Source organism: Nocardia noduli (assembly GCF_019038455.1).
Taxonomy (GTDB): domain Bacteria; phylum Actinomycetota; class Actinomycetes; order Mycobacteriales; family Mycobacteriaceae; genus Nocardia; species Nocardia noduli.
On the sequence record NZ_JAFMPL010000028.1, the window covers coordinates 24,893 to 49,551 of the forward strand.

Genomic DNA, 24,659 nt, shown 5'->3' on the forward strand with positions numbered 1-24,659 from the left:
CCGCATTCCGGCGCTACTGTCAACCAATCGGTTGAATATCGCGGCCGATTCCCCGCATCGAACGGAGTGAGCCATGACCGACCAGAGTTTCACCACAACCATCGGCACCGATCGAACCCCCGAATCCGTCACCGCCGCCGTCACCGACGTGCGCGGCTGGTGGTCCAGATCCCTCGTGGGCGACTCCGCCCGGCCGGGTGACGTGTTCACCTACGAGGTTCCCGGCGTGCACCGCAGCACCATCGAGGTCACCGAGGTGGTGCCCGGACAACGAGTGGTCTGGCGGGTGCTGGACAACCGGATCGACTTCGTCGAGGACCAGACCGAATGGAACGGCACCGAGATCCGCTTCGACGTCACCGCGACCGAGGGCGGCGCCGAACTCCGCTTCACCCACGTCGGCCTGGTCCCCCGATTCGAATGTTTCGAGGCCTGCCGCAAGGGCTGGACCTACTACATCGAACAGAGTCTCGGCGGGCTGATCACCACCGGAACCGGCCTGCCCGACGACGAACCGCAAGCCGTCGCACTGTCACGGGCACGGACCGAGACGACCTCGCGGTAATACGGACGCCCCGAATGATGGACGGCCCGACGGCGCTCACCATCCGGCGAAATTAGCTACTCGCTGGTCACTTGCTGAGCGGTCGACAAATCGATGGTCGTTCCGGTTACGCTGTGCGGTCATGACGGGGATGTGGCGTACCGGGAAACACCTGGCACTCGGCGGTATCGCGGCGGCATTGGTGATCGCTTGCGGCACATCGGAACTACCCGTGGCCGAACCCGAAGCCCGGACGGTGGCGACCACCGAATCGGTGTGCACCGCCTTCGAATCGAGCGACGAGGTGTTCACCAGTGAACAGCGTCCGGGCCGGATCACCATCCGCGTCCCCCGACTGCCGGGCTGGACGTTGTCCTGGGTCAACGGCTCCTCCCCCGGATTCATGGTGAACCGTTTCGACCTGCCGACCGACAGCGGTGGCCTGGGCTCCGCGATGGTGACCATCGCGACGTACAACCCGCTGGCCGATATCGATTCCGCCCTCGCGCATCTCACCATGGTGCGTGCGACGGCTCCGGGCTGGCGTCAATCGGGTTCGGAGAGCATCGAGGTGTGCGGCGTCCGTGGTCTCCGGGTCACCGGAACCGCGTCCAGCGCCGGTATCGATATCCACTACGAATATCTGGAACTCGCGTTCCGCGCCCCGACGGGAGTACACCCGGTTCAGGTGAGCAGCCAGGTGAAGGTCGTGGATCTGCCGCGATACCGCACCGACCTGACGACCATCCTCGGTGGCGTGCACATCGATCCGTAATCACGGCAGGACATTCCGGAACAAAGGGGTGCGGACCACGTCCGCACTCCTTTCACGTTTCCGCGTGGATCAGTTCGCGTTCGACGTGCACGCCGAGAGGGCGACCGTCGCGGGCCGCGCCTGCGCACTGCCGAGATCGGGGAAGGGCGGAGCGGATTCGCCGAGTGCGCCGATCGCGGCCTGCTCGGCCTCGGTGCGGGTGCCCGCCGCCGCCCAGCCGTACGCGCCGTCGGCTCCCCTGGAGATCGCGGCACAGCCGTCGATGAAACGCTGCACCAATTCGCAGTCGTAGACCGCGCATTCGCGGATGGCTTCGGCGTCGGCGCGGACCCGGCTCGACTGATCGACCGCCGCGACCACCTTGCCGGTACTCCTCGACACCGCCAGCGTCCCGTAGTACTTGCCCGCCGCGGCGGCGGGACCCGACCCCACCCCGACGATGGCGAGAGCGGCGGTCGAAGAGACGGCGACCACGAGGGCCGACTTGCGCAACACGGACACGAAAAGAACTCCCCGTTAGAGAACGACAACGGGGCGATCTTGCTCGTGTCGAACCGGATTGTCCAGCAATTCTTTTCGGAGCCGACGGCTATCGTTCCCCGACCTGGTCACGGCACGAAAAAGCCGCCCCGCGGTACGGGGCGGCTACGACGACGCCGGAATCAGACGGTGAAGCCGAGAGCGCGCAGTTGTTCCCTGCCGTCGTCGGTGATCTTGTCCGGCCCCCACGGCGGCATCCAGACCCAGGTGATCTCCAGGTCCTCGACCAGGCCGCTGCGGACCAGGGCGTTGCGGGTCTGATCCTCGATGACATCGGTGAGCGGGCAGGCCGCCGAGGTCAGGGTCATGTCGAGTTTCGCGATCTCGTTCTCGACCGCGATACCGTAGACCAGTCCGAGATCGACCACGTTGATACCGAGTTCCGGGTCGACGACGTCGCGCATCGCCTCCTCGATGTCCTCGAGGTGTTTGATCTCCTCCGCCGACAGCTCGACCTTCTCGAGCTGTTCGGCGGTTCCGGCCGCTTCGCTCGTCTCCTTTGTCTCGGTCGTCGATGTCTCACTCATGACGTAGCCCCATTCGTGCCCATTGTCCGCTTGGCATCCTCCGCTGTCCCTGTGCCTTCCTCGGCGGCTATCCGGACCACCGCGTCCTTGAATGCCATCCACCCCAGCAGCGCGCATTTCACGCGAGCCGGGTATTTCGATACTCCGGCGAGCGCGATGCCGTCGCCGAGCACATCCTCGTCGCCTTCGACGGTACCGCGGCTGGAGATCATCTCACTGTAGGAGTCGACCACCTTCAGCGCCTGCTGCACCGGCAACCCGATCACCTGATCGGCCAGGATCGAGGTCGCGGCCTGACTGATCGAGCAGCCCTGTCCGTCGTAGGAGACGTCGGCGACATCACCGTCGTCGCCGATGTGGACGCGCAGAGTCACCTCGTCACCGCAGGTCGGGTTCACGTGGTGCACTTCGGCGCCGAACGGTTCCCGCAGCCCGCGATGATGAGGATGTTTGTAGTGGTCCAGGATCACTTCCTGGTACATCTGCTCCATACGCATGTGTTATTCAACCCCGAAGAAGCTCTTGGCCTTCCGCACGGCCGCGACCAATGCGTCGACCTCGTCGAGCGTGTTGTAGACGGCGAAGGACGCTCGCGCCGTCGCCGCGACGCCGAAACGGCGGTGCAGCGGCCACGCGCAGTGGTGTCCGACCCGGATAGCGACACCCTGATCGTCGAGGATCTGGCCGACGTCGTGCGCGTGGATGCCGTCGACGACGAACGCCACCGCTCCACCGCGCTCGACATTCTCGGTCGGTCCGACGATCCGCACGCCGGGGATCGCGGCGAGACCGGCAAGCGTGGCGTCGACGAGCGCGTGTTCGTGCGCGGCGACGGCGTCCATGCCGATGGCCTCGAGATACCGCACCGCCGCACCCAATCCGATCACCTGCGAGGTCATCGGCACGCCCGCCTCGAAACGCTGCGGGGGCGGGGCGTAGGTGCTGTGATCCATGAAGACGGTTTCGATCATGGAGCCGCCGGTGATGAACGGCGGGGTCTGCTCGAGCAGCGCGCGGCGGCCGTAGAGCACGCCGACACCGGACGGGCCCAGCATCTTGTGCCCCGAGAAGGCGGCGAAATCGACGCCGAGTTCACGGAAGTCCACCGGCATATGCGGCACGGACTGGCAGGCGTCGAGTACGACGAGCGCGCCGACCGCCTTCGCGCGGCGCACCAGCTCGGCCACCGGCGCGATCGCCCCGGTGACATTGGACTGGTGGGTGAACGCGACAACCTTGGTGGCGGGCGACAATTCGAGCGAGTCGAGATCGATCCGCCCCTCCTCGGTCACCGCGTACCACTTCAGGGTGGCCCCGGTCTTGCGCGCGAGTTCCTGCCACGGAACGAGATTCGCGTGATGCTCCAACTCGGTGATGACGATCTCGTCACCCGGTCCGACGTGGTACGGGAACCGCTCGTCGGCGAAGGAGTAGGTCACCAGGTTCAGCGATTCGGTCGCGTTCTTGGTGAAGACGATCTCGTCGGCTTCGACACCGACGAAGCGGCCGATATCGGCGCGGGCGCCCTCGTAGGCGTCGGTCGCCTCCTCGGCCAACTGATGCGCGCCGCGATGCACCGCCGAATTACTGGTGATCAGGAAAGCGCGTTCGGCGTCGAGCACCTCGGTCGGTCGCTGCGACGTCGCGCCGGAATCCAGGTACACCAACGGCTTCCCGTCCCGGACCGTGCGGCTCAGGATCGGGAAATCGGCCCGGACTCGGGCCACGTCGACGGCGTTGCCCGTCACGGACGCTGCTGTCATATCAGGCTCCAGCGGTAGCAGTCTGGGTGAAACGCACGTAGCCGTTGGCGTCGAGTTCCTCGGCGAGTTCGGGGCCGCCCTCGGCGACGATGCGGCCGCCGACGAAGACGTGCACGAACTGCGGCTGGATGTAGCGCAGGATGCGGGTGTAGTGGGTGATCAGCAGCACGCCGCCGTTCTCACGCTCCCGGTAGCGGTTGACGCCCTCGGAGACGATCCGCAGCGCGTCGACGTCGAGGCCGGAGTCGGTCTCGTCCAGGATGGCGATCTTCGGCTTGAGCAGGCCCAGTTGCAGGATCTCGTGGCGCTTCTTCTCGCCGCCGGAGAAACCCTCGTTCACGCTGCGCTCGCCGAAGGCGGCGTCGATCTCGAGTTCGCCCATCGCCTCCTTCACCTCTTTGACCCAGGTGCGAAGTTTCGGGGCCTCGCCACGGACCGCGGTGGCCGCGGTGCGCAGGAAGTTCGACATCGAGACGCCAGGCACCTCGACCGGGTACTGCATGGCGAGGAACAGCCCGGCCCGCGCCCGCTCGTCGACCGGCATCTCGAGGACGCTCTCACCGTCGAGCGTGATCGAGCCCTTGGTCACCGTGTACTTGGGATGTCCGGCGATCGCGTAGGACAGCGTGGACTTACCCGAGCCGTTGGGGCCCATGATGGCGTGCGTCTCGCCGGATCTCACGGTGAGGTCGACGCCGTTCAGGATCTTGATGGGCTCGCCCGCCTCGTCCGGGTTGGCGACCTCGACGTGCAGGTCCTTGATTTCCAAGGTGGTCATCGAATTCGAATTCCTTCGTGGGAAGTTGATGTGTGCGGATCAGACGCCGATGGCGGCGAGTTCGACCTCGATGGCCGTCTCCAGCCGCTGCCTGATCTCGGGGACCGCGATCTTCTGGATGATCTCGTGGAAGAACCCGCGTACGACCAGCCGCCGGGCCACATCCTCGGGGATGCCGCGGGCACGCAGGTAGAACAGCTGCTCGTCGTCGAAACGACCGGTGGCACTGGCATGTCCGGCGCCCGCGATCTCGCCGGTCTCGATCTCCAGGTTCGGCACCGAATCGGCGCGCGCGCCGTCGGTGAGCACCAGATTGCGGTTCACCTCGAACGTGTCGGTGCCCTCGGCGGCCGCGCGGATCAGCACATCGCCGACCCACACGGTGCGGGCATCGCCCTTGGGCGAATGCGGATCACCCTGCAACGCGCCCTTGTACAGCACATTAGATTTGCAGTTGGGCTGCGAGTGATCGATCAGCAGGCGCTGTTCGAAATGCTGCCCCGCGTCGGCGAAGTACAGGCCGAGCAGTTCGGCGTCGCCGCCGGGCCCGTCGTAGTTCACCCGGCCGGTCAGGCGCACCAGATCCCCGCCGAGCGTGACGGCGATATGGCGCAGCGTGGCGTCGCGGCCGAGTTTCGCGTGATGCGCGGTCGCGTTGACGGCGTCGTCGGCCCAGTCCTGCACCGCGACGACGGTCAGCTTGGCGCTGTCGCCGAGCACGAATTCGACGTTCTCGGCGTAGGTTCCGCTACCGCGCTGGTCGATGACCACCGTGGCGACCGCGAAATTGCCGAGCGCGATCTGCAGGTGGCCGAAGGCGGTCTTGCCCTCGCCTGGACCCGTGACCGTGACCACGACCGGTTCGGCGACCTCGGTCTCGGCGGGCACCGACACCACGGTGGCGGTCTCGAAACCCGAATACGCCTGCGCGGCGACCCGGTCCGAGGGCACACCGGCCCGGCCCAAGCGCACGTCGTCGCGTGCGACGGTTTCCACCGTCACACCCTCGACCGCGCCTACCTCGACGGTGGCCGCGCCGTCGCGGGTCGCGCTGCCGTCGTGCAGACCGCGCAACCTGCGCAGCGGGGTGAACCGCCATTCCTCGTCACGACCCGAAGGCACCTCGAAGGCGTCCACATCGAACGAGGTGAAGACCTCGCCCTTGTTGGTCGCCGCGCCGGCACCCGGGTTCTGGATCGGCTTGATCGTCGGGTTCTCGCCCTCGACCGCTCCGATTACGCCAGTCGCCATCAGCCGACGGCTCCTTCCATCTGCAGCTCGATGAGCCGGTTCAGTTCCAACGCGTATTCCATCGGCAGTTCCTTGGCGATGGGCTCGACGAAGCCGCGCACCACCATCGCCATCGCCTCGTCCTCGCTCATACCGCGACTCATGAGGTAGAACAGCTGATCCGCCGACACCTTCGAGACGGTCGCCTCGTGCCCCATGGTCACGTCGTCCTCGCGGATATCGACGTAGGGGTAGGTGTCGGAGCGGCTGATCGTGTCGACGAGCAGCGCGTCGCATTTCACCGTCGACTTCGAGCCGTAGGCGCCCTTGTTGATCTGGACCAGGCCGCGGTAGGAGGCGCGACCGCCGCCGCGCGCCACCGACTTCGACACGATGGTCGATGAGGTGTGCGGCGCCAGGTGCAGCATCTTCGCGCCGGTGTCCTGGTGCTGGCCCTCGCCGGCGAACGCCACCGAGAGCACCTCGCCCTTGGCGTACTCGCCGGTCATCCAGACCGCCGGGTACTTCATGGTGACCTTGGAGCCGATATTGCCGTCGATCCACTCCATGGTCGCGCCCGCCTCGGCCTTGGCCCGCTTGGTGACCAGGTTGTAGACGTTGTTCGACCAGTTCTGGATGGTGGTGTAGCGGCAGCGGCCGCCCTTCTTCACGATGATCTCGACCACCGCGGAGTGCAGCGAATCCGACTTGTAGATCGGCGCTGTACAGCCCTCGACGTAGTGCACGTAGGCGCCCTCGTCGACGATGATCAGGGTCCGCTCGAACTGGCCCATGTTCTCGGTGTTGATCCGGAAGTAGGCCTGCAACGGGATGTCGACCTGCACGCCGGGCGGCACGTAGATGAACGAGCCACCCGACCACACGGCGGTGTTCAGCGCGGAGAACTTGTTGTCACCAGCGGGGATCACCGAACCGAAGTACTGCTCGAAGATCTCCGGGTGCTCGCGCAGACCGGTGTCGGTGTCCATGAAGATGACACCCTGCTTCTCCAGGTCCTCACGAATCGAGTGGTAGACCACCTCGGATTCGTACTGCGCGGCGACACCGGCGACCAGACGCTGTTTCTCCGCTTCCGGGATGCCGAGCCGGTCGTAGGTGTTCTTGATGTCCTCGGGCAGGTCTTCCCAGCTCTCGGCCTGCTTCTCGCTCGAGCGCACGAAGTACTTGATGTTGTCGAAGTCGATGCCGTCGAGGCTGGAACCCCAGTTCGGCATGGGCTTGCGATCGAAGATGCGCAGCGCCTTGAGTCGCTGTTCGAGCATCCATTCGGTCTCGTTCTTCTTGGCCGAGATGTCGCGGACGACAGCCTCGGACAGGCCTCGTTGCGCGCTGGCACCGGCCGCGTCCGAATCGCTCCAGCCGTAACCGTACTTCCCCAAGGAAGCAATCGTCTCTTCCTGAGTCAAAGGCTGAACCTGGACAGCGGCTGATTCGCGGCTCGCCGCGGAGGTCGTCGTCATTCGGCACTCCTTCCGGAGTCGTTCGTTCGTACCGCCGCGGGCTGTGCGACGGAGGATGGAGAGGTTTTCGGGGTCGGCATCACCATCAGCGGCACGTGCGTGGTGCACGCGCAGTCACCGTTGGCGATCGTGGCGAGCCGCTGCACATGGGTGCCGAGCAGTTCGCGGAACACCTCCAGCTCGGCCTCGCACAGTTGCGGGAATTCCTCCGCGACATGGGCGACCGGGCAGTGGTGCTGGCAGATCTGCACGCCCGCACCCACCTTGCGGGTGGTGGCGGCGAAACCCGCCTCGGTGCACGCTTCGGCGATCTCCTCGGCCTTGGCCTCGGTTTTCTCCGGGGTGTGCTCCCCGATCGCGTCGATCCCGGCCACGATAGTGCGTGCCCGTCTGCGCGCGAATTCGGTGATCGCCTGCTCGCCGCCGATCTCACCGAGTTGCCGGATCGCGGCACCCGCGAGATCGTCGTAGGCGTGACCGAGTTTGCCTCGGCCGGTCGCCGTCAGCTGGTACTGCTTGGCGGGACGGCCGCGCCCCTTCTGCTGCCACGGCGCGGAACGAGCCGCGCGTGCCTGACCGGAGTCGATCAGGGCGTCGAGGTGACGGCGCACGCCCGCGGGGGCGAGACCGAGTCTCGTTCCGATGGCGGTCGCGGTGATCGGCCCCTCTTCGAGCAGCAACTGCACGATGGCAGCTCGCGTCGGTCCTTCCGCGCCCGCCGGAACGGAGGCAGCGGAGGACGCGGCACCGGCCGGACGACCGGGCCTTCCGTCGTTTTTCCGCAAGCCCACGCTTTTCACAACATCAGTGTGGCGGAATTCGTTCCCGAAATCTAATAAGGGTGCCCTGACTAGAAGTAGTGCTCTACCTGCGGAAAATCGGACATCCATACGTGTGACCGTGCTAAACGTCGGTTGCGCGCGGTGACCGACCGCCGTCGTGAGTGACGCGCAGCACACCGCGTGAATCCACGTATCGGGTCCGCGCGACGTGGGATCGACCAGCTCGGGCGCCCCCGAACCCCGTCGCGAACAGGGGATCAGCGCCGTGCTTCCGACCACGGAACGCCCACCCCCGATCGGCTACGCTGACCCGGTGAAGTCAGGCCAACAGGGTGCAGACGGTGTCGATGACGATCGATCCGCCCCCTCGAGAACCCTGACCCGACTGCGCGCGACCAAGCCGTTCGCCTCCGTCGTCGCCCTCGGCAGGCGCGTCATCGGACTCGATGTTCCGCCCGATCACACCGTCAGCGAAGCGCTGCACGTCAACGAACCCGAGGCCGCCGGTCTCAATGTCAACGAGACCGGCCAGCTGCGCCGGGTCAGACTGCTCGGCGCGACCGGTTCGGTGATGATGGCGATCGGCGCGCTCGGACTCGGCGCGCAGCCGACCTTGCAGAACCCCACCTACGGCAAGGCCATCCTCGGCCTGCCCGCCCGGGTGCACAGTTCCGGGTTGGCGGTGACCATGCTCGGCACCGTCATCGTCATGCTGGCCTGGCTGCTGCTCGGCCGGTTCGCCCTCGGCCTGCAATCGAATCGGGTCCGCAGGCTCAGTCGGTCGCAACTGGATCGCACGCTGCTGCTGTGGATCATTCCGCTCTCGGTCGCGCCGCCCATGTTCAGCCAGGACGTGTATTCCTATCTGGCCCAGGGCGAGATCGCGGCGCGCGGACTCGATCCCTACGACGTCGGCCCGGTGACCGGACTGGGCCAGGACCATGTGCTCACCCGCAGCGTCCCGAATATCTGGCAGAACTCCCCCGCGCCGTACGGGCCGTTGTCGATCTGGTTCGGCAAGGGCATCGCGGAACTGACCGGCGAGAACATTCTGGCCGGTGTACTACTGCATCGCCTGCTCGCGCTGGTCGGCATCGCGTGCATCGTGTGGGCGCTGCCGCGTCTGGCGCAGCGCTGCCGCGTGTCCGGTGTCGCCGCCCTGTGGCTGGGCGCCGCGAATCCGCTGGTGATATTCCACCTGGTGTCCGGCGTGCACAACGAGGCGATGATGATCGGCCTGATGCTGGTCGGGCTGGAACTGTGCCTGGCCGCGCTCGGTCGCACCGGCCCGATACGCGGTCACACGCTGACCCTGTTACTGGCGGGCACGACGGTGATCGCGCTGTCGGCCACCGTCAAGATCCCGTCGATGCTGGCGCTCGCCTTCGTCTGGATGGCCTTGAGCAGACGGTGGGGCGGCAGTTGGCGCGCGATATGCAGCGCGGCGCTCCTACTCGGCGCCACGACGGCGACGGTGCTGCTGGCGGTGTGTTTCGGCAGCGGACTCGGATTCGGCTGGATCGACACGCTCAACACGGCGAGCACGGTGCGCAGCTGGATGTCACTGCCGACGGCCCTCGGCGTCGCCACCGGATTCGGCGGCGTCCTGCTCGGTCTCGGCGATCACACCACCGCGCTGCTCAGTATCACCCGCCCGATCGCCGCCGCCGCCGCCGCGCTGATCGTGGTGCGGCTGTTGATCGCGACCTGGAGCGGTCGCCTGCATCCGGTCGGCGCGCTCGGTGTCGCGTTCGGCGCGGTCGTGCTGCTGTTCCCGGTGGTGCAGCCGTGGTACCTGCTGTGGGGCATCGTGCCGCTGGCCGCGTGGGCCAACCGCCCCGCCTTCCGCGTCCCGGCGACGGTGGCCTCGGCGACGGTGGCCGTACTGCTGATGCCGTCGGGCAGCGATATCACCCCGTTCGTCCTCATCTACGCCGCGGCGATCACCATCGTCACCTGCCTGCTGATGATTCTGGCCACCCGCAAATCGCTGCCGTGGCGGTTGAACAGATCCGGCGCGGAGAGCGCGCTGCCCGCGGCGAGGTCGGGCGACTGACCGTGCGGGGGTGTCTTCCAGGTCACATCGGCCCGAGGCATACGGTGTGACACCGTGACCGTTGCCTCTGGACCCGCCGTCCGCGTCGATGGAGTCGTCAAGCGTTACGGCGAGACCACCGCGGTAGACGGCCTGTCCTTCGACGTCGAACGGGCCCAAGTGCTCGCGCTCCTCGGCCCCAACGGCGCGGGCAAAACCACCACCGTCGAGATGTGCGAGGGGTTCGTCACCCCCGACGCCGGATCGGTCCGGGTACTCGGCGCGGATCCGATCGCCGACTCCGAGCGGCTGCGTTCGCGGATCGGTGTCATGTTGCAGGGCGGCGGCGCCTACCCCGGCGCCCGCGCCGGGGAGATGCTCGAACTGGTCGCCGCCTACTCGGCCGATCCGCTCGATCCGGACTGGCTGCTGCGCACACTCGGTCTCCAGGACAATCGGCGCACCCCCTACCGTCGCCTGTCCGGCGGGCAGCAACAGCGCCTCGCCCTCGCGTGCGCGCTGGTCGGACGCCCGGAGATCGTCTTCCTCGACGAACCGACCGCCGGTCTGGACGCCCAGGCCCGCCTCATCGTCTGGGAACTCATCGACGCGCTGCGCCGCGACGGGGTGACCGTCGTACTGACCACGCATCTGATGGACGAGGCCGAACAGCTCGCCGATCAGCTCATCATCATCGACCACGGGCAGATCGTCGCCGCGGGCACGCCCGCCGAGGTCACCGCGCACGGAGCGGCCGGGCAACTGCGTTTCACCGCCCCGCCGAAGTTGAATCTCGAATTGCTGAAATCAGCGCTGCCGGAGGGGTTCTCGCCACGCGAGACCACGCCGGGCTCCTACCTGATCGAAGGCGAGATCGACCCACAGGTGCTGGCGACGACAACGGCGTGGTGCGCCAGGCTCAATGTCCTCGCCACCGATATCCGCATCGATCAGCGTCGGCTGGAGGACGTCTTCTTGGAACTCACCGGACGGGATCTGCGCGGATGACCAACGTCGATCCCGCGGCCAACCGCTTCGCGCCCGGCACCTTCTCCCCCGCGCCGCGCCCGGCCGCGCGCACCGCCATGCTGCTCGCGCAGACCCGACTCGAACTGATCCTGTTGCTGCGCAACGGCGAACAGTTGCTACTGACGCTGTTCATCCCGATCACCCTGCTCGTCGGATTGGCCCTGCTGCCCTTCGGCGGACTCGGCGACGACCGGGTGGACACGATCGTGCCCGCGGTGATGATGGTCGCGGTGATGTCGACGGCGTTCACCGGCCAGGCCATCGCGGTCGGTTTCGATCGCCGATACGGGGCGCTGAAACGCTTGGGCGCCACGGCACTTCCGCGCTGGGGCATCATCGCGGGCAAGAGCGCCGCGGTGCTGATAGTCGTGGTGCTCCAGGCGATCGTGCTCGGCCTCATCGGCGTCGCGCTGGGCTGGCGACCGGAGCCGACCGGCCTGCTGCTCGGCGCCCTGGTGATCGCCCTCGGCACGTTCACCTTCGCCACCATGGGCCTGTTGCTCGGCGGCACCCTCAAGGCGGAGGTCGTGCTCGCGCTGGCGAATGTGCTCTGGTTCGTCATGCTCGGCATCGCCAGTATCGTCTTCGCCTCCGACGATCTGCCGACCGTGGTGAACGTGCTGGCCCGGCTGGTTCCCTCCGGCGCGCTCGCCGTCACGCTGGAGGAAGCGCTGCGCGGTTCCATCGATTGGTTCGGGCTCGTCGTGCTCGCGGTGTGGGGTGCGGTCTGCGCCTTCCTCGGCACGCGATTCTTCCGCTTCCACTGACTAACGACGCCTTGTAGTAGTCCGGGTGCGGTGGCCGGATCGGCTGCCGCTACCATCGTCGGGTGCTGTATCGCGCATTCGTCGGACTTGTCGATCGCCTCCCGCTGCCCTCACTGCGAGTGCAGCGGCTGACGGCGTTCGCGGTGATCCTCACCCAGGCCGGGATCGCCGTCACCGGGTCGATCGTCCGGGTCACCGCCTCCGGACTCGGCTGCCCGACCTGGCCGCGATGCTTCCCCGGCAGTTTCACCCCCATCGGGGTGTCCGAAGTCGCGGTCGTGCACCAGGCGGTGGAATTCGGCAACCGCATGCTGACCTTCGTGGTCAGCCTCTTCGCCGGACTGATCGTGCTCGCCGTGATCAGGGCCCGACGCCGCCACGACGTTCTGGTGTACGCGTGGCTGATGCCGGGCGGCACGGTATTGCAGGCCGTCATCGGCGGGATCACCGTCCGCACCGGACTGCTCTGGTGGACCGTCGCGGTGCACCTGCTCGTCTCCATGCTGATGGTGTGGCTGGCGACCGTGCTGTACGCCAAGGTCTCCGAACCCGACGACGGAATAGAAGCCGTGCGCGCCCCCGCGCCGCTGCGTTGGCTCACCGCCCTCAGCGCCGCCGCGCTGGCCGCCGTCCTGGTCGCGGGCACGCTCGTCACCGCCGCCGGACCGCACGCGGGCGACAAGAGCATCGACCGCCCGGTCGCGCGACTCGAGGTCGAGATCGTCACGCTCGTCCACCTGCATTCCCAGTTGCTGGTCGGCTATCTGGCGCTGCTGATCGGCCTGGCGTTCGGCCTGTTCGCCGTCGGCATCACCCCCGCCGTCCGCGCCCGGCTGTTCACCCTATTGGCGCTGGTCTGCTCGCAGGCGCTCATCGGCGTCGTGCAGTACTTCACCGACGTCCCAGCCGTGCTCGTCGTCTTCCACGTCGCGGGCGCGGGCGCGTGCACCGCCGCCACCGCCGCACTCTGGGCTTCGTTGCGCACGCGCGAGAAGGTGACCGCGCCACTGCCCGCCGCGGCCGCCCAGGCCGTCTGAGCGGCAAGCGACTCACAGAACCGCTTCTGTCCGCGCGGACAGATCTCGGACCCCGCCTCCGATCGACAAGGGATTACGCTCCCGGAGCCTCCGGGAAGTCGCACAGTTCGACGACGATCCCGTCCGGCCCCGCGACGAGCAGCGCCCTCTCGCCCCACTCCTGCCGGGTCATCGGCAAGAGGAACGGCGCACCCTCCGCCTGTAACCGCCGCTCCTCGGCTTCGAGGTCGTCGACCTGGAAAGCGAGCATCACCCCCGACATCCGCTGATCCCGAAACCCCTCCGGCAGGACCTCCAACCCCCTGCGGTGCAGCGCGATCTTCATGCCCGAGTCGGGGCGCGACAGCGACGCGAACCCGTCGGCCGCGAACAGTTCCTCGAACCCGAAGTACTTCGCGAAGAACGCCACCGCACCCGGCACATCATCGACATTCAGACAGGCGATGGACTCGACGACCTTCATATTCCTCCTCCGACACCGAATAACTCAGTACATTGTACAGAGTTATTCGGTCGGCTCGGTCGACTTGGGAACCCGGCCTCCGCGGACAATCCGCGCCCCGAATGAGGGAATCCTGCGTGTTCGGCGGGAGATTGTCCGCGCAGGCCGCAGGCAACTCGGACACGCCCCCGCCGAACTCTCACAGGGCGCCAGGTGAGCATTCACCACGACGCGCGCCCGCACTTCCTGCCCGCGACGCACCTATAGGCGGACGCCACCTCATGGCGATACACGGACCCAGCCGCCCATACACAGACCACCGCCCCCGCTGCGACAGCGGGGGCGGTGATCATCGAGGGCGGTGCGAGAACTACCGAGCGGTTACGCCGAGCCCGAACCGGCGCCGACCTTCTGCCGGTCACCGTCGAACTCGCCCACCGGGGCGTCGTCCTCATCGTTCTCGGCCCGCATGGGATCGAGGTCCGGGTCGATGTCGATGGTGCGGCGCAGCGGATTGTTCGGCAGGAGCATCGCGGCGAGCAGTGCGACGATCGCCGCGCCTGCCGCGATCAGGAAGATCCGTCCGGTGGCGTCACCGTAGGCGGCGCGCACGATCGCGGCGATGGGCGCGGGCAGTGCGCCGATGTCGAGATTGCCGCCGGAGGAGCCCGCCTGGACGCCGATCCGGTCGAAGCCCTGTGCGGACAGTTCGCCCACCCGGGTGGCCAGTACCGAACCGAGCACCGAGACTCCGATCGCGCCGCCGAAGGTGCGGAAGAACGCGACACTGCTGGAGGCGGCGCCGATATTGTGCACGCTCACCGTGTTCTGCACCGCGAGCACCAGGTTCTGCATCATCATGCCGACGCCGAGTCCGACGAGGGCGATGTAGATACCGACCTGCCACAGGCTCGTGGCGTGGTCGATCGTCGAGAGCAGTCCGAGGCCGATCACCAGCGAGGTGGCGCCTGCGACGACGAAACCCTTCCACTTGCCGAAGCGAGTGATCAGCTGTCCCGAGCCCACCGAACCGGCGAGCATGCCCGCGACCATCGGGATCGTGAGAACACCGGCGATCGTCGGCGAGAATCCGCGCGCGGTCTGGAAGTACTGGCCGAGGAATGTGGTCGCGCCGAACATACCCATACCGACGGCGATCGAGGCGATGATCGCCAGGCCGGTGGTGCGCTCGGTGACGATCGGCAGCGGAATGATGGGCGACTCGGCCCGCGATTCCACCCACACCATCGCCAGCAACAGCAGCAGACCGCCGCCGACGTAGAGCGCGGACTCAGTTGAGATCCAGTCGTAGTAGCCCGCCTTGCCCGCGAAGGACACCCAGATGAGCAGTACCGACACGCCACCGGTCAGCAGCGCGGCGCCGAGCCAGTCGATGGAGACACCGGTCTTGCGTTCGGTCGGCAGACGCAGGGTCCGCTGCAACAGCACCAGCGCGATGACGGCCAGCGGCACGCAGACGAAGAAGCACCAGCGCCACCCGAGGGGGCTGTCGACGATGACGCCGCCCAGAATGGGTCCGCCCGACATGGCGACGGCCATGACCGCGCCCATGTAACCGGAATACCTGCCGCGCTCACGGGGCGCGACGATCGAACCGATGATGGCGACGACGAGCGCGGTCAGACCGCCCATGCCGACACCCTGCACGACGCGCGCCACGAGCAGCAGCGGCACACTGTGCGCGAAACCGGCGACGATCGAGCCGAGCACGAAGATGACGATGGCCGTCTGAACCAGCACCTTCTTGTTGAACAGATCGGCGAACTTGCCCCAGATCGGCGTGGAGGCCGCGTTGGCGAGCAGCGCCGTGGTGATGACCCAGGCGTAGGCGGTCTGCGAGCCTTTCAGGTCACCGATGATGGTGGGCAGGGCGGTCGCGACGATCGTGGTGCTCAGCAGCGCCGTGAAAAGCGCCGCGAGCAGTCCGGTCATCGCCTCGAGGATTTCGCGGTGCGTCATCGCGAAGGGATCACGCGGTGTCACCGCCTCGACTGAACTAGACATCTGCTTCCTGATTCTGTTTCGGACCGGGGCGACGCTGTCCCGGTGCGGTGTGATGTGCGATGAGTGCGTTTCTCAGCTGCGCGACGGCCAGGTACGCCTGTTCGGCGTCACCCTCGCTCCAGTCGGCGAGCGCGGTCTGCAATCCCCTCGCGCGGGAGACCCGGACGCGGCACAGCAGTTCGCGCCCTTCCGGGGTGATCCGGATGAGCGTGGCGCGGCCGTCGCCCGGGTCGGCGTGACGGCTGATGTAGCCCGCCCCGACCAATTCGGCGACATGCCTGCTCAACGCCGACGGACTGATACACAGATCCGTCGCCAGATCGACCTGGCGGCATTCGCCCCTGGCTTCGAGCGAGCCGAGCACCCCGACCCCGCCGGGAAGCAGCTGCCCCTCCTCCGGATGCAACAGGACGACACGCATCGCCCGGCCCATCAGGTAGAGCTCCTTGATCAGGCTTTGCGCCGTATCCGATGACACAGCCATGGCCACTCCCAGCACGAGAATACTTACTTGCGGAACACAACTATATTATCATTGCTTTCGCTAATCAACTACTTTTCGGGGGTCGAGTGTCGACGATCACCCGACGCCGTCCACGTCAGCGGCGTCGGGCAGACCTCGGCGGGCAACCGAAGCAGACCGCGGGCCCTCCTCAGGGAGTGGAGATATCGAAATGCGCGTCGAATTCGTCGACGACGCCCGCGAGTTCATCGAGCACGGCGATGTCGCCCTCGGTGGCGAGGTCGTACTTGCCGATGACGGCGACGGCCTGTTTCGGCTGCAACAACAGTGCCGCGAGGGCCGCTTTCGGACCGCTGACGGCGAATCCGGCGTCGGCGGCGTGTCCGGCCCGGGCGTTGAGGACGCCGTTGCGCACCCACATCGTCCAGTCGCCGCCGCCGTCGGCGAAGGTGACATTGATCCGAATGTCGACGTCGGCGGCGCGGTCCCCGATGATGTGCACCCCGAGGTAGTCGAAGAGCAGATCGATCGGCATGGCCAGGATCGTGTCGAGATTGTCGGTGTTGATCTGGCCCTCGCTGGCCACGCCTTCGCGCAATTCCTTGGCCGCGGTGAGGAAGATCGCCCGATACTGCGGTACTTCCTGTTGGTAGCCGAGTTGTTCGTAGGCGTCGGCCTGCAACTGCTCGGCCTCGGTGTCGTCGGGGTCGGCGAAGACCAGGTGGTGCAGGATCTGCACGGCCCATCGGTAGTCGCCGGTGTCGATCGCGTGACGTCCCTCGGTGAGAATGGTGTCGCGGCCCATCAATTCGACATGGCGTTTGGCGTTGTCGTCGGGAAGCAGCGGGAGGATGGTGGCCGGATCGCCGTCCCAGAAGCCCAGTTCCTTGTGGAAGACCGCGCGCACATTGTGGTGCAGTCCGCCGTGGTAGTAGCGGTTGTACCACTTCTTGCCGAGGGCGTCGGGCAGCTCGACGATCTCGGCCGCCTCCAGCGGGGTCAACCCTTGATTGGCCAATCGCAGTGACTGATCGTGGATGTATTTGTACATGTCGCGCTGGTTCTCCAGGAACGAAACGACATTGTCGTTGCCCCAGACCGGCCAGGTGTGCGGGCCGTAGTGCACCTGCGCTCGCGCGCCCCACCGAACCAGCGTCTCGTCGAGATAGCGGGCGAAATTGCGGGCGTCGCGGGTACGCGCGCCGCGAATGGTCTGGATGTTGTGCATGGAGTGATTCGCGTTCTCCGCGCAGGTCAACGCATTGATCTCCGGAATCCAGATATGCATTTCCTCGGGCGCCTCGGTATCGGGGGCGTAGAGGAATTCGAAGGTCCACCCGCCCAGGTCGCGGGTCTCCCCCGTTTTCGTGATCGGGTCGGTCGGCGCGATATAGGAAAGGCGGAGGTTCTCGCTGGGTTCGTTGCTGCTGGTCAGTCCCAGGGTGACCAGCCCGCAGTCGCAGTGCGGCAACAGCAGACCGAAGGTGTAACCCATCCGCCTGGACATGGCGTTGCCGGTGATCACGTTCTCACCGATCGCGTGTTTGTTGAACGAGGCGATCGTGCCCGGCGCGATGATCGGCACCTTCCCCGCCACCACATCCGCCTCGTCGACAACGCCTTTGACCCCGCCGTAATGGTCGAAATGGGTGTGGGTGTAGATCACCGCGACCACCGGTTTGTCGTTGTCCAGTTCGCGACGGAACAGTGCCAGCCCCGCCTGCGCGATATCCCGGCTGGGTGTGGTGTCGATGATGACCAAGCCGTCGGGAGCGTCGACGATCGTCAGGTGTGCCCCCAATCGGACCTGGTAGAGACCTTCGACGACTTCGAACAGACCGCCGCGTTTGATCAGTTGGGACTGTCGCCACAGGCTCGGGTTCACCGATGCCGGAGCGGGTGTGTCGTCGCTGATGTAATCCAGCAGGGACGTGTCGCGAATCAGCAGACCGTCGTCGGAGTACAGCTGGGGCGGGAACTCCGCGATGAATCCGCGATCGACGTCGTAGAAATCGGCGCGGTCGTCCATCGCGTATTTCGCCACCGCGGCCGCGTTCACATCGGCCGTGAATTCGGTCGCCGGCTTCGTCGAATCGGCCATGACACACCTCTCGTCGCTGCCGCCTGCCCACGTGACACGGCGGGTCGACCACAGTCAAATCTCGGCGCGTACCCGCGACGTCATCCGTGACGGGTGAAAGGCGGTCGCGGCCGGTCGCGGCGAGGGAAATAGGTTTACTGTGAATGTGCGGGATTTCATTCGGGACGAGGACGCGGGCCGAAGGGATGACGGATGTCGGGCATTGTTTTGACGTTGGTCGGTGCGCTGTTGTGCTTCTACGGGGTCCGATCCGTGCATCTGGGACTGCTGGCGATCGGATTCGGGCTCGGCTGGTTGATCGCCGACCTGTTCGAACCCTCGTTCACTGTCCTGTTGCTGTTCGGGCTGATCGGGGCAGTCGCCGCGTGGGTGATCACGGCACTTGTCTTCGGATTCGCGTCGTATCTGATCGGCGGGCTCACCGGCGCGATGGTCGGGGCGAAGCTGGCCACGGTCCTGCAACCCGGCGACAAGAACTGGGCGCTGAGCATGATCGTGATACTCGCGGTCGGCGTGACCGGTGCGTTCCTCGCCGAGAAGTTCCGCGCCCGCGCCCTGCTGTGGCTGACCTCCATCGGCGGCGCGAGCATGATGCTCAGCGGCCTCGCCCGAATCGATGATTCCATGGCCTTCCTGCACGACCCCGATCCGGGCTGGCAGCAGGTCACCTTCACTGCCGCATGGATCGCGCTGTCGGCGGCGGGCTGGATCACCCAGCGCCATCTGTTCGCCGAGAAACTGGGAATCCAACATCTCGCCGGTGACGACGAACCGCACGAGCAGGGCCACAATATCGGCGGGAAATGGCCGAGCAGATGAACGCGCCGCGAGTCAGTCGTCCACCCGACTGCCGACCGTGTGCACGAGAACGACCCGGGGGTTCCACGGCACGACCCGGTTCACCCGGTCCTGTAGTTCGCTGATCGGCGGGAGGTCGGTGGGGGCGAGCACTTCGACGGTCGCCGTGTCGCTGTGCACCGTCACCTGCCTGACCTCGGCGCCGGGCACCGCGTCGAGCCAGCTCCTGGTCGCGGTCGCGATCCGATCGGCCCACAGCGACGACAGCGAGTTCGCCACCATCGGCACCGCGACGAGCACCAGTGCCGCCGCGAGTACCGCGTAGGCGCGACCGCGACGGGCCTCGCCCACCCCGGCTTCACGCGCGTACCCGGTCACGACGAGCACCACGGTCGCGGTGACGATCATGGCGACCATATTGGACGCGAACAACACGAACGCGCCCAACGCCATACCCGGCGCGTGCGAGCCCAGACAGACCCCGACCACACCCAGCGGCGGGACCAAGGAGATGGCGATGGCGACACCGGGCAGCACATCGCCGACATCGCGCCGGATCAGCGCGATCACACCGACCGACCCCGTCGCCAGAGCCGCCGTGAGATCCATCAACTTCGGTGAAGTACGCCCGGTCACTTGCGAATTGGCCAGCACATTCGTCGGATTCGGTAGCAATTGCGCGAACAGGTACCCGATCACGATGACCAGCACGACCCCCGCCGCGACCAACAGCAGGCTCCGTGCGATCAACGCCACCCGGCCCATCGCGATGCCGAGCGCCACACCGAGGATCGGCAGCGACAGCGGCGCGACGATCATCGCGCCGATCACCGTCGCCGTCGAATCGCCGATGACACCGGAGACCGCGATGACGCTGGACAGGGTCAGCATGATCCAGAACGCGGAGCGTTTGGCTTTCGTGTCCCCGACGTCCAGATCGAGCCGCTCGACCAGTTCTTCCGATGTCCGCCGTTGACTCGGCGGTAGCAGCACCTGCACGGCCGCTCCTTCTCGATCGATCGACACGTTCGAGCGCTCCGAGCCCTCGCCGGAAACGAGCGACGGCCCGGCCGAGTATGCGCGGGGCCACGAACATCGAACGTCACCCGGGAAGGATGAAAATTCGATGCCGGGATCCAGTGCCGCCCGCCTGCGGTCACGGCCGAACTGCCACAATGCGCCTATGGCCGCACCGATCCTGACCGTCGTCAGCGGACCTCCCGGCACCGGCAAGACCACTCTCGCGCACGCCCTGGCCCTCGGGATCGGCTGCCCCGCGATCATCCGCGACGAGTTGAAACAAGGCATGGTCGCCACCGCCCGCTCGTCGGAGAACTCCGGATACTCCCACCTCGATATCCCGGTGCTGACCGCGTTCTTCGCCACCCTCACCGTCCTGGCCGAAGCGCGCATCGGGGTCGTCGCCGAGGCCGCGTTCCAGGACCGCCTCTGGCGCCCGAACCTACAGCCACTCGCCGAGATCGCCGATATTCGTGTCGTCCACTGCACCGCACCGACACTCGTCACCCGCGCGCGTATGACCCGTCGGATGGGCGCAGACCCGCACCGACACGCGCACAACGACGCCGACCGTATCGCGAGCATCGACGCGGGAGCCGATACCTTCGTCCCGATCGCGATGGACGTACCGACACTGATCATTGACACCACCGAGGGTTACCGGCCGGACATCACCACCGTGCTCCGATTCGCGACGCGACCGGCCGAGGTCTCTCGGTAGCCGTCTCACCGCTGATCCGCGGCCTCCCACCGCCGTAACTCCGACATCGGCAAGACGGTCGCTCCGAACTTCATCGTGCTCGGCCCCGAACAGCGGGTCGGGCACTCCACACGGAAGGGTCACGCGGGAACTTCCCTCCCGTGTCGGTCCCCTGCTCTACTCTGGCCGGTGCCGCCGCGGCGGACGTCGATTCTCCATTGCGCCAACCCGATTCGAGCCGAGGAGTGTGACCGATGTACGAAGGTGGCTGCCTGTGTGGACGGATCCGATTCCGTGCCGACGCGGAGGCCGACTGGCCGCACCTGTGCTCGTGTCCGCACTGTCAGCGTCTGAGCGGCGGACCGGTGATGGCCTGGGTCGGCTTCCCCGCCGACAGCTTCACCTGGACCGGCGAGGCCGGTGAACCCCGCTGGTACAACACCTTCGAGTCCACCCGACGCGGTTTCTGCCCCGACTGCGGATCCACGGTGGCCGCCATCGATGACGGCAGCGACGATATCGGCGTCACGATGATGTCGCTCGACGATCACACCGCGCTGACACCGGTACACCAGTCCTTCAAGGACAACGCGGTGCCGTGGTTGCCGATCATCGAAACCGTCTCCCGCCTTTGATCATCGACCGGACCGGCTTGCCCGCTGTTTTGCGGATACTCCAGATCGACGACGCGCTCGTACCGATTGGCGCGGCCGGATTCGACACCACACCCTGGTCGAGGCCGACCATTCCGGTGTCGAGGACCTCGCGGACCTGCGCCGAGCCGAGCGCGGGTGGATCGCGACGCCTCACCTGAATGCCTCCAGCACCGGCCACCCACCGATCACACGCTCGATGTTCCCGCATCGTCTGCGGCGGGCCCAGCCCTAGCGCGGGCCGAATCGGAGGCCAGCGTCATCCGGAACCGTCGGACACCGGGGTATTTCTCGCCGAGAGGCACGGTCGTGAATCCGATGGCGGCATAGAAGTCCACGGATGTGCCGTCGGTTTCGGCGACCACCGGCAGATCGGGGTGGCGCGAGCCGATCTCCGCGACGAGCAGGCGACCGATGCCGGATCGACGGCGGGTGTCGGCGGTCGCGATATGGAGGAGCACGAGGCGGTCGCGGCGGATTTCGTACCCGGCGACACCGGCGAGTTCGTCGCCGATGGTCGCCGCGACGAGTTCGGTCGGTCCGTCGATCAGGTAGCGCCGAGTGGCCGCCGCGAGACGGGCGCGATCACCGCCGATCGCGGCGAAGAGCAGTTCGGCCACGCCGCGATCTTCGGGGTCGGCGGGGGCGATCCGCACCCTCTGCATCGAAGTCACGGTAATCGGGCGGAAGTTCTGATCACGAATATGAGGCGTGGTGATAACGAATCGGTGACGTTCGGCGATGAACAGACCACACCGCGAGGGACGGAGCGCGGTGTTGCGTGAGAAGAGAGGCCCGTCCGATGACGAATCGCCCCACCCGCTGTCCGGGCAGGCCCGATACCGCACCGTTGGCGTCGCTCGCGGTCATGCTCGGCGTGATCATGGTGCTGGTCGCGGTGGCCGGATCGGATCGGATTCCCGGCTGGGCCGCCGATTACGGCACGGTGCTGATCGCGATGGCGGTCGTCGCCTATCTCGCGGTGGCCGGGCGCATATTGCACTGGGGCGTCGGCGAGTTGCTCGATCCCGCCGACGACCGGATGTAGAGCTCAGCTCTCGTTGCGCGCCTTGGGAAAGCGGGTCTGACGGGCGACCCAGCCCGCCATCTGCGCCCAGTGGCCTTTGCGCGGGGTGACGATCGAGGTCAGCGCACGATCCCACTCGTCGGCCTCGGTGAGCCCGTCGACGGCCTCGACGAGCGCTTTGGCGGTGGCGAGATCGGCGACGACGCGATCACCCATGACGCCGTCCTCGCCGACCAGCGTGACACGCACGCCGAGGCGCCCGATGGGTTGCAGAACGGCCGTGGCCGAACCGCCGTGCTCGGCGAGGAAACCCTTGACGGAATCCACCAGGGCACCCGACAACTTGGCTTCGACCGGGGCAGTTTCAACGCTCATTCCGCCGAGTTTACCGACCGGTAGGCCGGCTCATCGACCACGGGTGTAGAACGGAGTCCATGCGTGCCATCCAGGTTTCCGAACACGGTGGTCCCGAGGTCCTGACCTACACGGAGGTGCCGCGGCCTTCGATCGGACCCGGTCAGCTGCTCGTCGAGACCGAGGCCATAGGTATCAATTTCATCGATACCTATATCCGCACCGGCGTCTATCCCCAGTCCGTGCCGTACATCCCCGGCGCGGAGGGGACGGGCGTGATCGCCGAGGTCGGTGCGGAGGTGTCCGAATTCTCGGTGGGCGACCGGGTCGCCTGGGCCGCCGCGCCCGGTAGTTACGCCGAGCGGGTCGTGGTGGACGCGGCGGTGGCGATCGCGGTTCCCGACGGCGTGCCCGCCTCGGTCGCCGCGTCCGTGTTGCTCCAGGGCATGACCGCGCACTATCTGATCGAATCGGTCTACAAACCGGAATCCGGTGAGTCGATCCTGGTGCACGCGGGAGCGGGCGGGGTCGGTCTGATCCTGACCCAGATGGCGGTCGCGCGCGGGGTCCGGGTCATCACGACGGTGTCCTCCGACGAGAAGGAGACGCTCTCGCGCGCCGCCGGAGCCGCGGAAGTGCTGCGCTACACCGACGATCTCGCCGAGCGCGTGCGTGCGCTCACCGACGGAATCGGCGTGGCCGCGGCCTACGACGGGGTGGGCCGGTCGACCTTCGAGACGAGTCTGGCCTCGCTGCGCGTCCGGGGCACGCTGGCGCTGTTCGGCGCGGCCAGTGGACCGGTCCCGCCGTTCGACCTGCAACGACTCAATCCGGCGGGTTCACTGTTCGTCACCAGGCCGACGCTGGTCCACTACACCCGTGACCGGGCCGAATTGCTCTGGCGCGCGGGCGATGTGCTCGCCGCCGTCGCCGACGGTTCACTGCACGTCCGGATCGGCGCGACGTATCCGCTGGCCGAGGCGCAGCGGGCGCACCGGGATCTGGAAGGTCGCCGGACCACCGGATCCATCGTGTTGCTGCCCTGACCCGGGCGCGTCCTCGATCGGCGACGCGCCCGCGGTGATCGCGTCGGTGACGGAATCCGCGAAGATCCGATCCGCCGTGTGTCAGTAATCGCGTCCGGTCAGTCCCCGGTAGACGAATCGGGTCAGCCCGTCGATCGCCTGTTCGTCGCTGAGTTCGACCGCGCCGTCCTCCACCGCCGCGAGCAGTCCCTGTGTCGCGATGAACATGACCGCCAGGCTGGCGTCGGGGGTGCTCGGTAACCGGAATCCGTTGTCGACCAGACCTTTCAGGTGGTCGGCGATATCGGCCCGCTGTTCGACGCCGAACTGCTGGAGCAGACGCGCGAAATCCTCGTTCACGGCCGCGGCCTGACCGACGGCGCGCAGTACCGAGGCGTGCTCGCGGGCGAAATGCCAGTAACCGGCGATGTGGTAGCGCACGGCGTCCGGATCGCTGAAATCCGGATTGTGGTCCGGATGTTCGGCGCGCACGTCCCCCGCGTCGGCCAGATCCCGCAGCAAGGCCTGGAGCAGTTCTTCCTTACTCGCGAAATGGTTGTAGAACGAGCCCGCCGCACGTCCGGCGGCGGCGGTGATGTCGGTGATCTTCGTGTTGAGGTAGCCGCGTTCGGCGAACAGCCGTTGCGCGGCGTCCTTGAGCGCACGCTCCGTTTCGGCCGACCGTTCCTGCCTACTCGTCGCCACCGGCACCCACCTCCTCTTGACAGCAGAACCTACCAAGTCCAATACTGAATTCAGATTC

27 protein-coding genes are annotated in these 24,659 nt (G+C 66.8%); 11 read left to right on the forward strand and 16 right to left on the reverse strand.

Annotated features, from left to right (window positions below; translation table 11 throughout):
- Nucleotides 1-73: 73 nt before the first annotated feature.
- Nucleotides 74-565: an SRPBCC family protein gene (locus tag JZ792_RS17655; RefSeq protein WP_216911558.1), complete on the forward strand. Its 492-nt coding sequence runs from the start codon at nt 74-76 to the stop codon at nt 563-565.
- A gap of 121 nt (nt 566-686) precedes the next feature.
- On the forward strand, nt 687-1,319 hold the full coding sequence (locus JZ792_RS17660; protein WP_216911559.1) for a hypothetical protein: 633 nt from the start codon (nt 687-689) through the stop codon (nt 1,317-1,319).
- A gap of 69 nt (nt 1,320-1,388) precedes the next feature.
- On the opposite strand, the gene JZ792_RS17665 is transcribed toward JZ792_RS17660, so the two are convergent.
- The 8 genes from JZ792_RS17665 to JZ792_RS17700 all read right to left on the reverse strand — a co-directional run bounded on the left by JZ792_RS17665 (nt 1,389) and on the right by JZ792_RS17700 (nt 8,528).
- Nucleotides 1,389-1,820 (reverse strand): DUF4189 domain-containing protein, encoded by a 432-nt coding sequence (locus JZ792_RS17665; RefSeq protein ID WP_216911560.1) that lies wholly within the window; start codon nt 1,818-1,820, stop codon nt 1,389-1,391.
- Between the two features lie 161 nt (nt 1,821-1,981).
- A complete protein-coding gene (locus JZ792_RS17670; protein WP_216911561.1) occupies nt 1,982-2,386 on the reverse strand; it encodes a metal-sulfur cluster assembly factor in 405 nt (134 codons plus the stop codon).
- A complete protein-coding gene (gene sufU, locus JZ792_RS17675; protein ID WP_216911562.1) occupies nt 2,383-2,883 on the reverse strand; it encodes a Fe-S cluster assembly sulfur transfer protein SufU in 501 nt (166 codons plus the stop codon). Before sufU ends, JZ792_RS17670 begins: the two co-directional genes overlap by 4 nt.
- A 3-nt stretch (nt 2,884-2,886) precedes the next feature.
- Nucleotides 2,887-4,149, reverse strand: coding sequence for a cysteine desulfurase (locus JZ792_RS17680; protein ID WP_216911563.1), 1,263 nt, complete (start codon nt 4,147-4,149; stop codon nt 2,887-2,889).
- A 1-nt stretch (nt 4,150) separates the two neighbouring features.
- Nucleotides 4,151-4,927: a Fe-S cluster assembly ATPase SufC gene (gene sufC / locus JZ792_RS17685; protein WP_216911564.1), complete on the reverse strand. Its 777-nt coding sequence runs from the start codon at nt 4,925-4,927 to the stop codon at nt 4,151-4,153.
- Between the two features lie 39 nt (nt 4,928-4,966).
- Entirely contained in the window at nt 4,967-6,178 is a 1,212-nt protein-coding gene (gene sufD, locus JZ792_RS17690) for a Fe-S cluster assembly protein SufD (RefSeq protein ID WP_216911565.1), read from the reverse strand.
- Nucleotides 6,178-7,638, reverse strand: a complete 1,461-nt coding sequence (gene sufB / locus JZ792_RS17695) for a Fe-S cluster assembly protein SufB (protein ID WP_216911566.1) — start codon at nt 7,636-7,638, stop codon at nt 6,178-6,180. Before sufB ends, sufD begins: the two co-directional genes overlap by 1 nt.
- A complete protein-coding gene (locus tag JZ792_RS17700) occupies nt 7,635-8,528 on the reverse strand; it encodes a helix-turn-helix transcriptional regulator (protein ID WP_216911567.1) in 894 nt (297 codons plus the stop codon). Before JZ792_RS17700 ends, sufB begins: the two co-directional genes overlap by 4 nt.
- A gap of 205 nt (nt 8,529-8,733) precedes the next feature.
- On the opposite strand from JZ792_RS17700, the gene mptB reads away from it, so the two are divergent.
- From mptB to JZ792_RS17720, 4 genes are all read left to right on the forward strand, one after another.
- On the forward strand, nt 8,734-10,476 hold the full coding sequence (gene mptB / locus JZ792_RS17705; RefSeq protein ID WP_438804341.1) for a polyprenol phosphomannose-dependent alpha 1,6 mannosyltransferase MptB: 1,743 nt from the start codon (nt 8,734-8,736) through the stop codon (nt 10,474-10,476).
- 54 nt (nt 10,477-10,530) lie between these two features.
- Complete coding sequence (locus JZ792_RS17710) at nt 10,531-11,463, forward strand: ABC transporter ATP-binding protein (RefSeq protein ID WP_109526955.1); 933 nt, start codon at nt 10,531-10,533, stop codon at nt 11,461-11,463.
- The gene (locus JZ792_RS17715; protein ID WP_216911568.1) at nt 11,460-12,251 is read left to right on the forward strand and encodes an ABC transporter permease; all 792 of its coding nucleotides are present in this window, start codon (nt 11,460-11,462) and stop codon (nt 12,249-12,251) included. The genes JZ792_RS17710 and JZ792_RS17715 overlap by 4 nt, the downstream gene beginning before the upstream one ends.
- 62 nt (nt 12,252-12,313) lie before the next feature.
- Nucleotides 12,314-13,288: a COX15/CtaA family protein gene (locus JZ792_RS17720; protein ID WP_216911569.1), complete on the forward strand. Its 975-nt coding sequence runs from the start codon at nt 12,314-12,316 to the stop codon at nt 13,286-13,288.
- A gap of 73 nt (nt 13,289-13,361) precedes the next feature.
- Here JZ792_RS17720 and JZ792_RS17725 read toward each other — a convergent pair whose 3' ends face one another.
- The 4 genes from JZ792_RS17725 to JZ792_RS17740 form a co-directional block, all read right to left on the reverse strand.
- Complete coding sequence (locus JZ792_RS17725) at nt 13,362-13,751, reverse strand: VOC family protein (RefSeq protein ID WP_216911570.1); 390 nt, start codon at nt 13,749-13,751, stop codon at nt 13,362-13,364.
- 360 nt (nt 13,752-14,111) lie between these two features.
- Nucleotides 14,112-15,755, reverse strand: a complete 1,644-nt coding sequence (locus tag JZ792_RS17730; protein ID WP_254189966.1) for an MDR family MFS transporter — start codon at nt 15,753-15,755, stop codon at nt 14,112-14,114.
- Nucleotides 15,748-16,239 carry a MarR family winged helix-turn-helix transcriptional regulator gene (locus tag JZ792_RS17735; RefSeq protein ID WP_216911571.1) on the reverse strand — a complete coding sequence of 164 codons (492 nt, stop codon included), beginning with the start codon at nt 16,237-16,239 and terminating at the stop codon, nt 15,748-15,750. Before JZ792_RS17735 ends, JZ792_RS17730 begins: the two co-directional genes overlap by 8 nt.
- A 169-nt stretch (nt 16,240-16,408) precedes the next feature.
- Entirely contained in the window at nt 16,409-18,319 is a 1,911-nt protein-coding gene (locus tag JZ792_RS17740; RefSeq protein ID WP_216911572.1) for an alkyl/aryl-sulfatase, read from the reverse strand.
- Between the two features lie 192 nt (nt 18,320-18,511).
- Here JZ792_RS17740 and JZ792_RS17745 point away from each other — a divergent pair, with 192 nt between their 5' ends.
- On the forward strand, nt 18,512-19,138 hold the full coding sequence (locus tag JZ792_RS17745) for an ABC-2 transporter permease (RefSeq protein WP_216911573.1): 627 nt from the start codon (nt 18,512-18,514) through the stop codon (nt 19,136-19,138).
- A 12-nt stretch (nt 19,139-19,150) separates the two neighbouring features.
- Here JZ792_RS17745 and JZ792_RS17750 read toward each other — a convergent pair whose 3' ends face one another.
- Nucleotides 19,151-20,116, reverse strand: coding sequence for a TIGR00341 family protein (locus tag JZ792_RS17750; RefSeq protein WP_308165337.1), 966 nt, complete (start codon nt 20,114-20,116; stop codon nt 19,151-19,153).
- A 184-nt stretch (nt 20,117-20,300) separates the two neighbouring features.
- On the opposite strand from JZ792_RS17750, the gene JZ792_RS17755 reads away from it, so the two are divergent.
- Both JZ792_RS17755 and JZ792_RS17760 read left to right on the forward strand, forming a co-directional pair.
- Nucleotides 20,301-20,858: an AAA family ATPase gene (locus JZ792_RS17755; protein ID WP_216911575.1), complete on the forward strand. Its 558-nt coding sequence runs from the start codon at nt 20,301-20,303 to the stop codon at nt 20,856-20,858.
- Nucleotides 20,859-21,091: 233 nt separating this feature from the next.
- Nucleotides 21,092-21,472, forward strand: a complete 381-nt coding sequence (locus JZ792_RS17760) for a GFA family protein (protein WP_216911576.1) — start codon at nt 21,092-21,094, stop codon at nt 21,470-21,472.
- Between the two features lie 206 nt (nt 21,473-21,678).
- Here JZ792_RS17760 and JZ792_RS17765 read toward each other — a convergent pair whose 3' ends face one another.
- Nucleotides 21,679-22,155: a GNAT family N-acetyltransferase gene (locus JZ792_RS17765; protein WP_216911577.1), complete on the reverse strand. Its 477-nt coding sequence runs from the start codon at nt 22,153-22,155 to the stop codon at nt 21,679-21,681.
- 137 nt (nt 22,156-22,292) lie between these two features.
- Here JZ792_RS17765 and JZ792_RS17770 point away from each other — a divergent pair, with 137 nt between their 5' ends.
- Entirely contained in the window at nt 22,293-22,538 is a 246-nt protein-coding gene (locus JZ792_RS17770) for a hypothetical protein (protein ID WP_216911578.1), read from the forward strand.
- 3 nt (nt 22,539-22,541) lie between these two features.
- On the opposite strand, the gene JZ792_RS17775 is transcribed toward JZ792_RS17770, so the two are convergent.
- The gene (locus tag JZ792_RS17775; protein ID WP_216911579.1) at nt 22,542-22,892 is read right to left on the reverse strand and encodes a hypothetical protein; all 351 of its coding nucleotides are present in this window, start codon (nt 22,890-22,892) and stop codon (nt 22,542-22,544) included.
- 59 nt (nt 22,893-22,951) lie between these two features.
- Between JZ792_RS17775 and JZ792_RS17780 the strand changes: the two genes are divergently transcribed.
- Complete coding sequence (locus JZ792_RS17780; protein WP_216911580.1) at nt 22,952-23,917, forward strand: quinone oxidoreductase family protein; 966 nt, start codon at nt 22,952-22,954, stop codon at nt 23,915-23,917.
- A gap of 81 nt (nt 23,918-23,998) precedes the next feature.
- Here JZ792_RS17780 and JZ792_RS17785 read toward each other — a convergent pair whose 3' ends face one another.
- Nucleotides 23,999-24,601, reverse strand: a complete 603-nt coding sequence (locus JZ792_RS17785; RefSeq protein ID WP_216911581.1) for a TetR/AcrR family transcriptional regulator — start codon at nt 24,599-24,601, stop codon at nt 23,999-24,001.
- Nucleotides 24,602-24,659: the final 58 nt, after the last annotated feature.

Excerpts from the sequence above, each read along its gene's own strand:
- sufD (WP_216911565.1), bottom strand. The coding sequence starts at position 6,178 with ATGGCGACTGGCGTAATCGGAGCGGTCGAGGGCGAGAACCCGACGATC.
- JZ792_RS17725 (WP_216911570.1), bottom strand. The coding sequence starts at position 13,751 with ATGAAGGTCGTCGAGTCCATCGCCTGTCTGAATGTCGATGATGTGCCG.
- JZ792_RS17745 (WP_216911573.1), top strand. The coding sequence starts at position 18,512 with ATGTCGGGCATTGTTTTGACGTTGGTCGGTGCGCTGTTGTGCTTCTAC.
- JZ792_RS17655 (WP_216911558.1), top strand. The coding sequence starts at position 74 with ATGACCGACCAGAGTTTCACCACAACCATCGGCACCGATCGAACCCCC.
- JZ792_RS17735 (WP_216911571.1), bottom strand. The coding sequence starts at position 16,239 with ATGGCTGTGTCATCGGATACGGCGCAAAGCCTGATCAAGGAGCTCTAC.
- JZ792_RS17760 (WP_216911576.1), top strand. The coding sequence starts at position 21,092 with ATGTACGAAGGTGGCTGCCTGTGTGGACGGATCCGATTCCGTGCCGAC.
- JZ792_RS17730 (WP_254189966.1), bottom strand. The coding sequence starts at position 15,755 with ATGTCTAGTTCAGTCGAGGCGGTGACACCGCGTGATCCCTTCGCGATG.
- sufB (WP_216911566.1), bottom strand. The coding sequence starts at position 7,638 with ATGACGACGACCTCCGCGGCGAGCCGCGAATCAGCCGCTGTCCAGGTT.
- JZ792_RS17680 (WP_216911563.1), bottom strand. The coding sequence starts at position 4,149 with ATGACAGCAGCGTCCGTGACGGGCAACGCCGTCGACGTGGCCCGAGTC.
- JZ792_RS17660 (WP_216911559.1), top strand. The coding sequence starts at position 687 with ATGACGGGGATGTGGCGTACCGGGAAACACCTGGCACTCGGCGGTATC.
- JZ792_RS17700 (WP_216911567.1), bottom strand. The coding sequence starts at position 8,528 with ATGGATGTCCGATTTTCCGCAGGTAGAGCACTACTTCTAGTCAGGGCA.
- JZ792_RS17755 (WP_216911575.1), top strand. The coding sequence starts at position 20,301 with ATGGCCGCACCGATCCTGACCGTCGTCAGCGGACCTCCCGGCACCGGC.
- JZ792_RS17770 (WP_216911578.1), top strand. The coding sequence starts at position 22,293 with ATGACGAATCGCCCCACCCGCTGTCCGGGCAGGCCCGATACCGCACCG.
- JZ792_RS17775 (WP_216911579.1), bottom strand. The coding sequence starts at position 22,892 with ATGAGCGTTGAAACTGCCCCGGTCGAAGCCAAGTTGTCGGGTGCCCTG.
- JZ792_RS17780 (WP_216911580.1), top strand. The coding sequence starts at position 22,952 with ATGCGTGCCATCCAGGTTTCCGAACACGGTGGTCCCGAGGTCCTGACC.
- sufC (WP_216911564.1), bottom strand. The coding sequence starts at position 4,927 with ATGACCACCTTGGAAATCAAGGACCTGCACGTCGAGGTCGCCAACCCG.
- sufU (WP_216911562.1), bottom strand. The coding sequence starts at position 2,883 with ATGCGTATGGAGCAGATGTACCAGGAAGTGATCCTGGACCACTACAAA.
- JZ792_RS17740 (WP_216911572.1), bottom strand. The coding sequence starts at position 18,319 with ATGGCCGATTCGACGAAGCCGGCGACCGAATTCACGGCCGATGTGAAC.
- JZ792_RS17765 (WP_216911577.1), bottom strand. The coding sequence starts at position 22,155 with ATGCAGAGGGTGCGGATCGCCCCCGCCGACCCCGAAGATCGCGGCGTG.
- JZ792_RS17715 (WP_216911568.1), top strand. The coding sequence starts at position 11,460 with ATGACCAACGTCGATCCCGCGGCCAACCGCTTCGCGCCCGGCACCTTC.
- JZ792_RS17670 (WP_216911561.1), bottom strand. The coding sequence starts at position 2,386 with ATGAGTGAGACATCGACGACCGAGACAAAGGAGACGAGCGAAGCGGCC.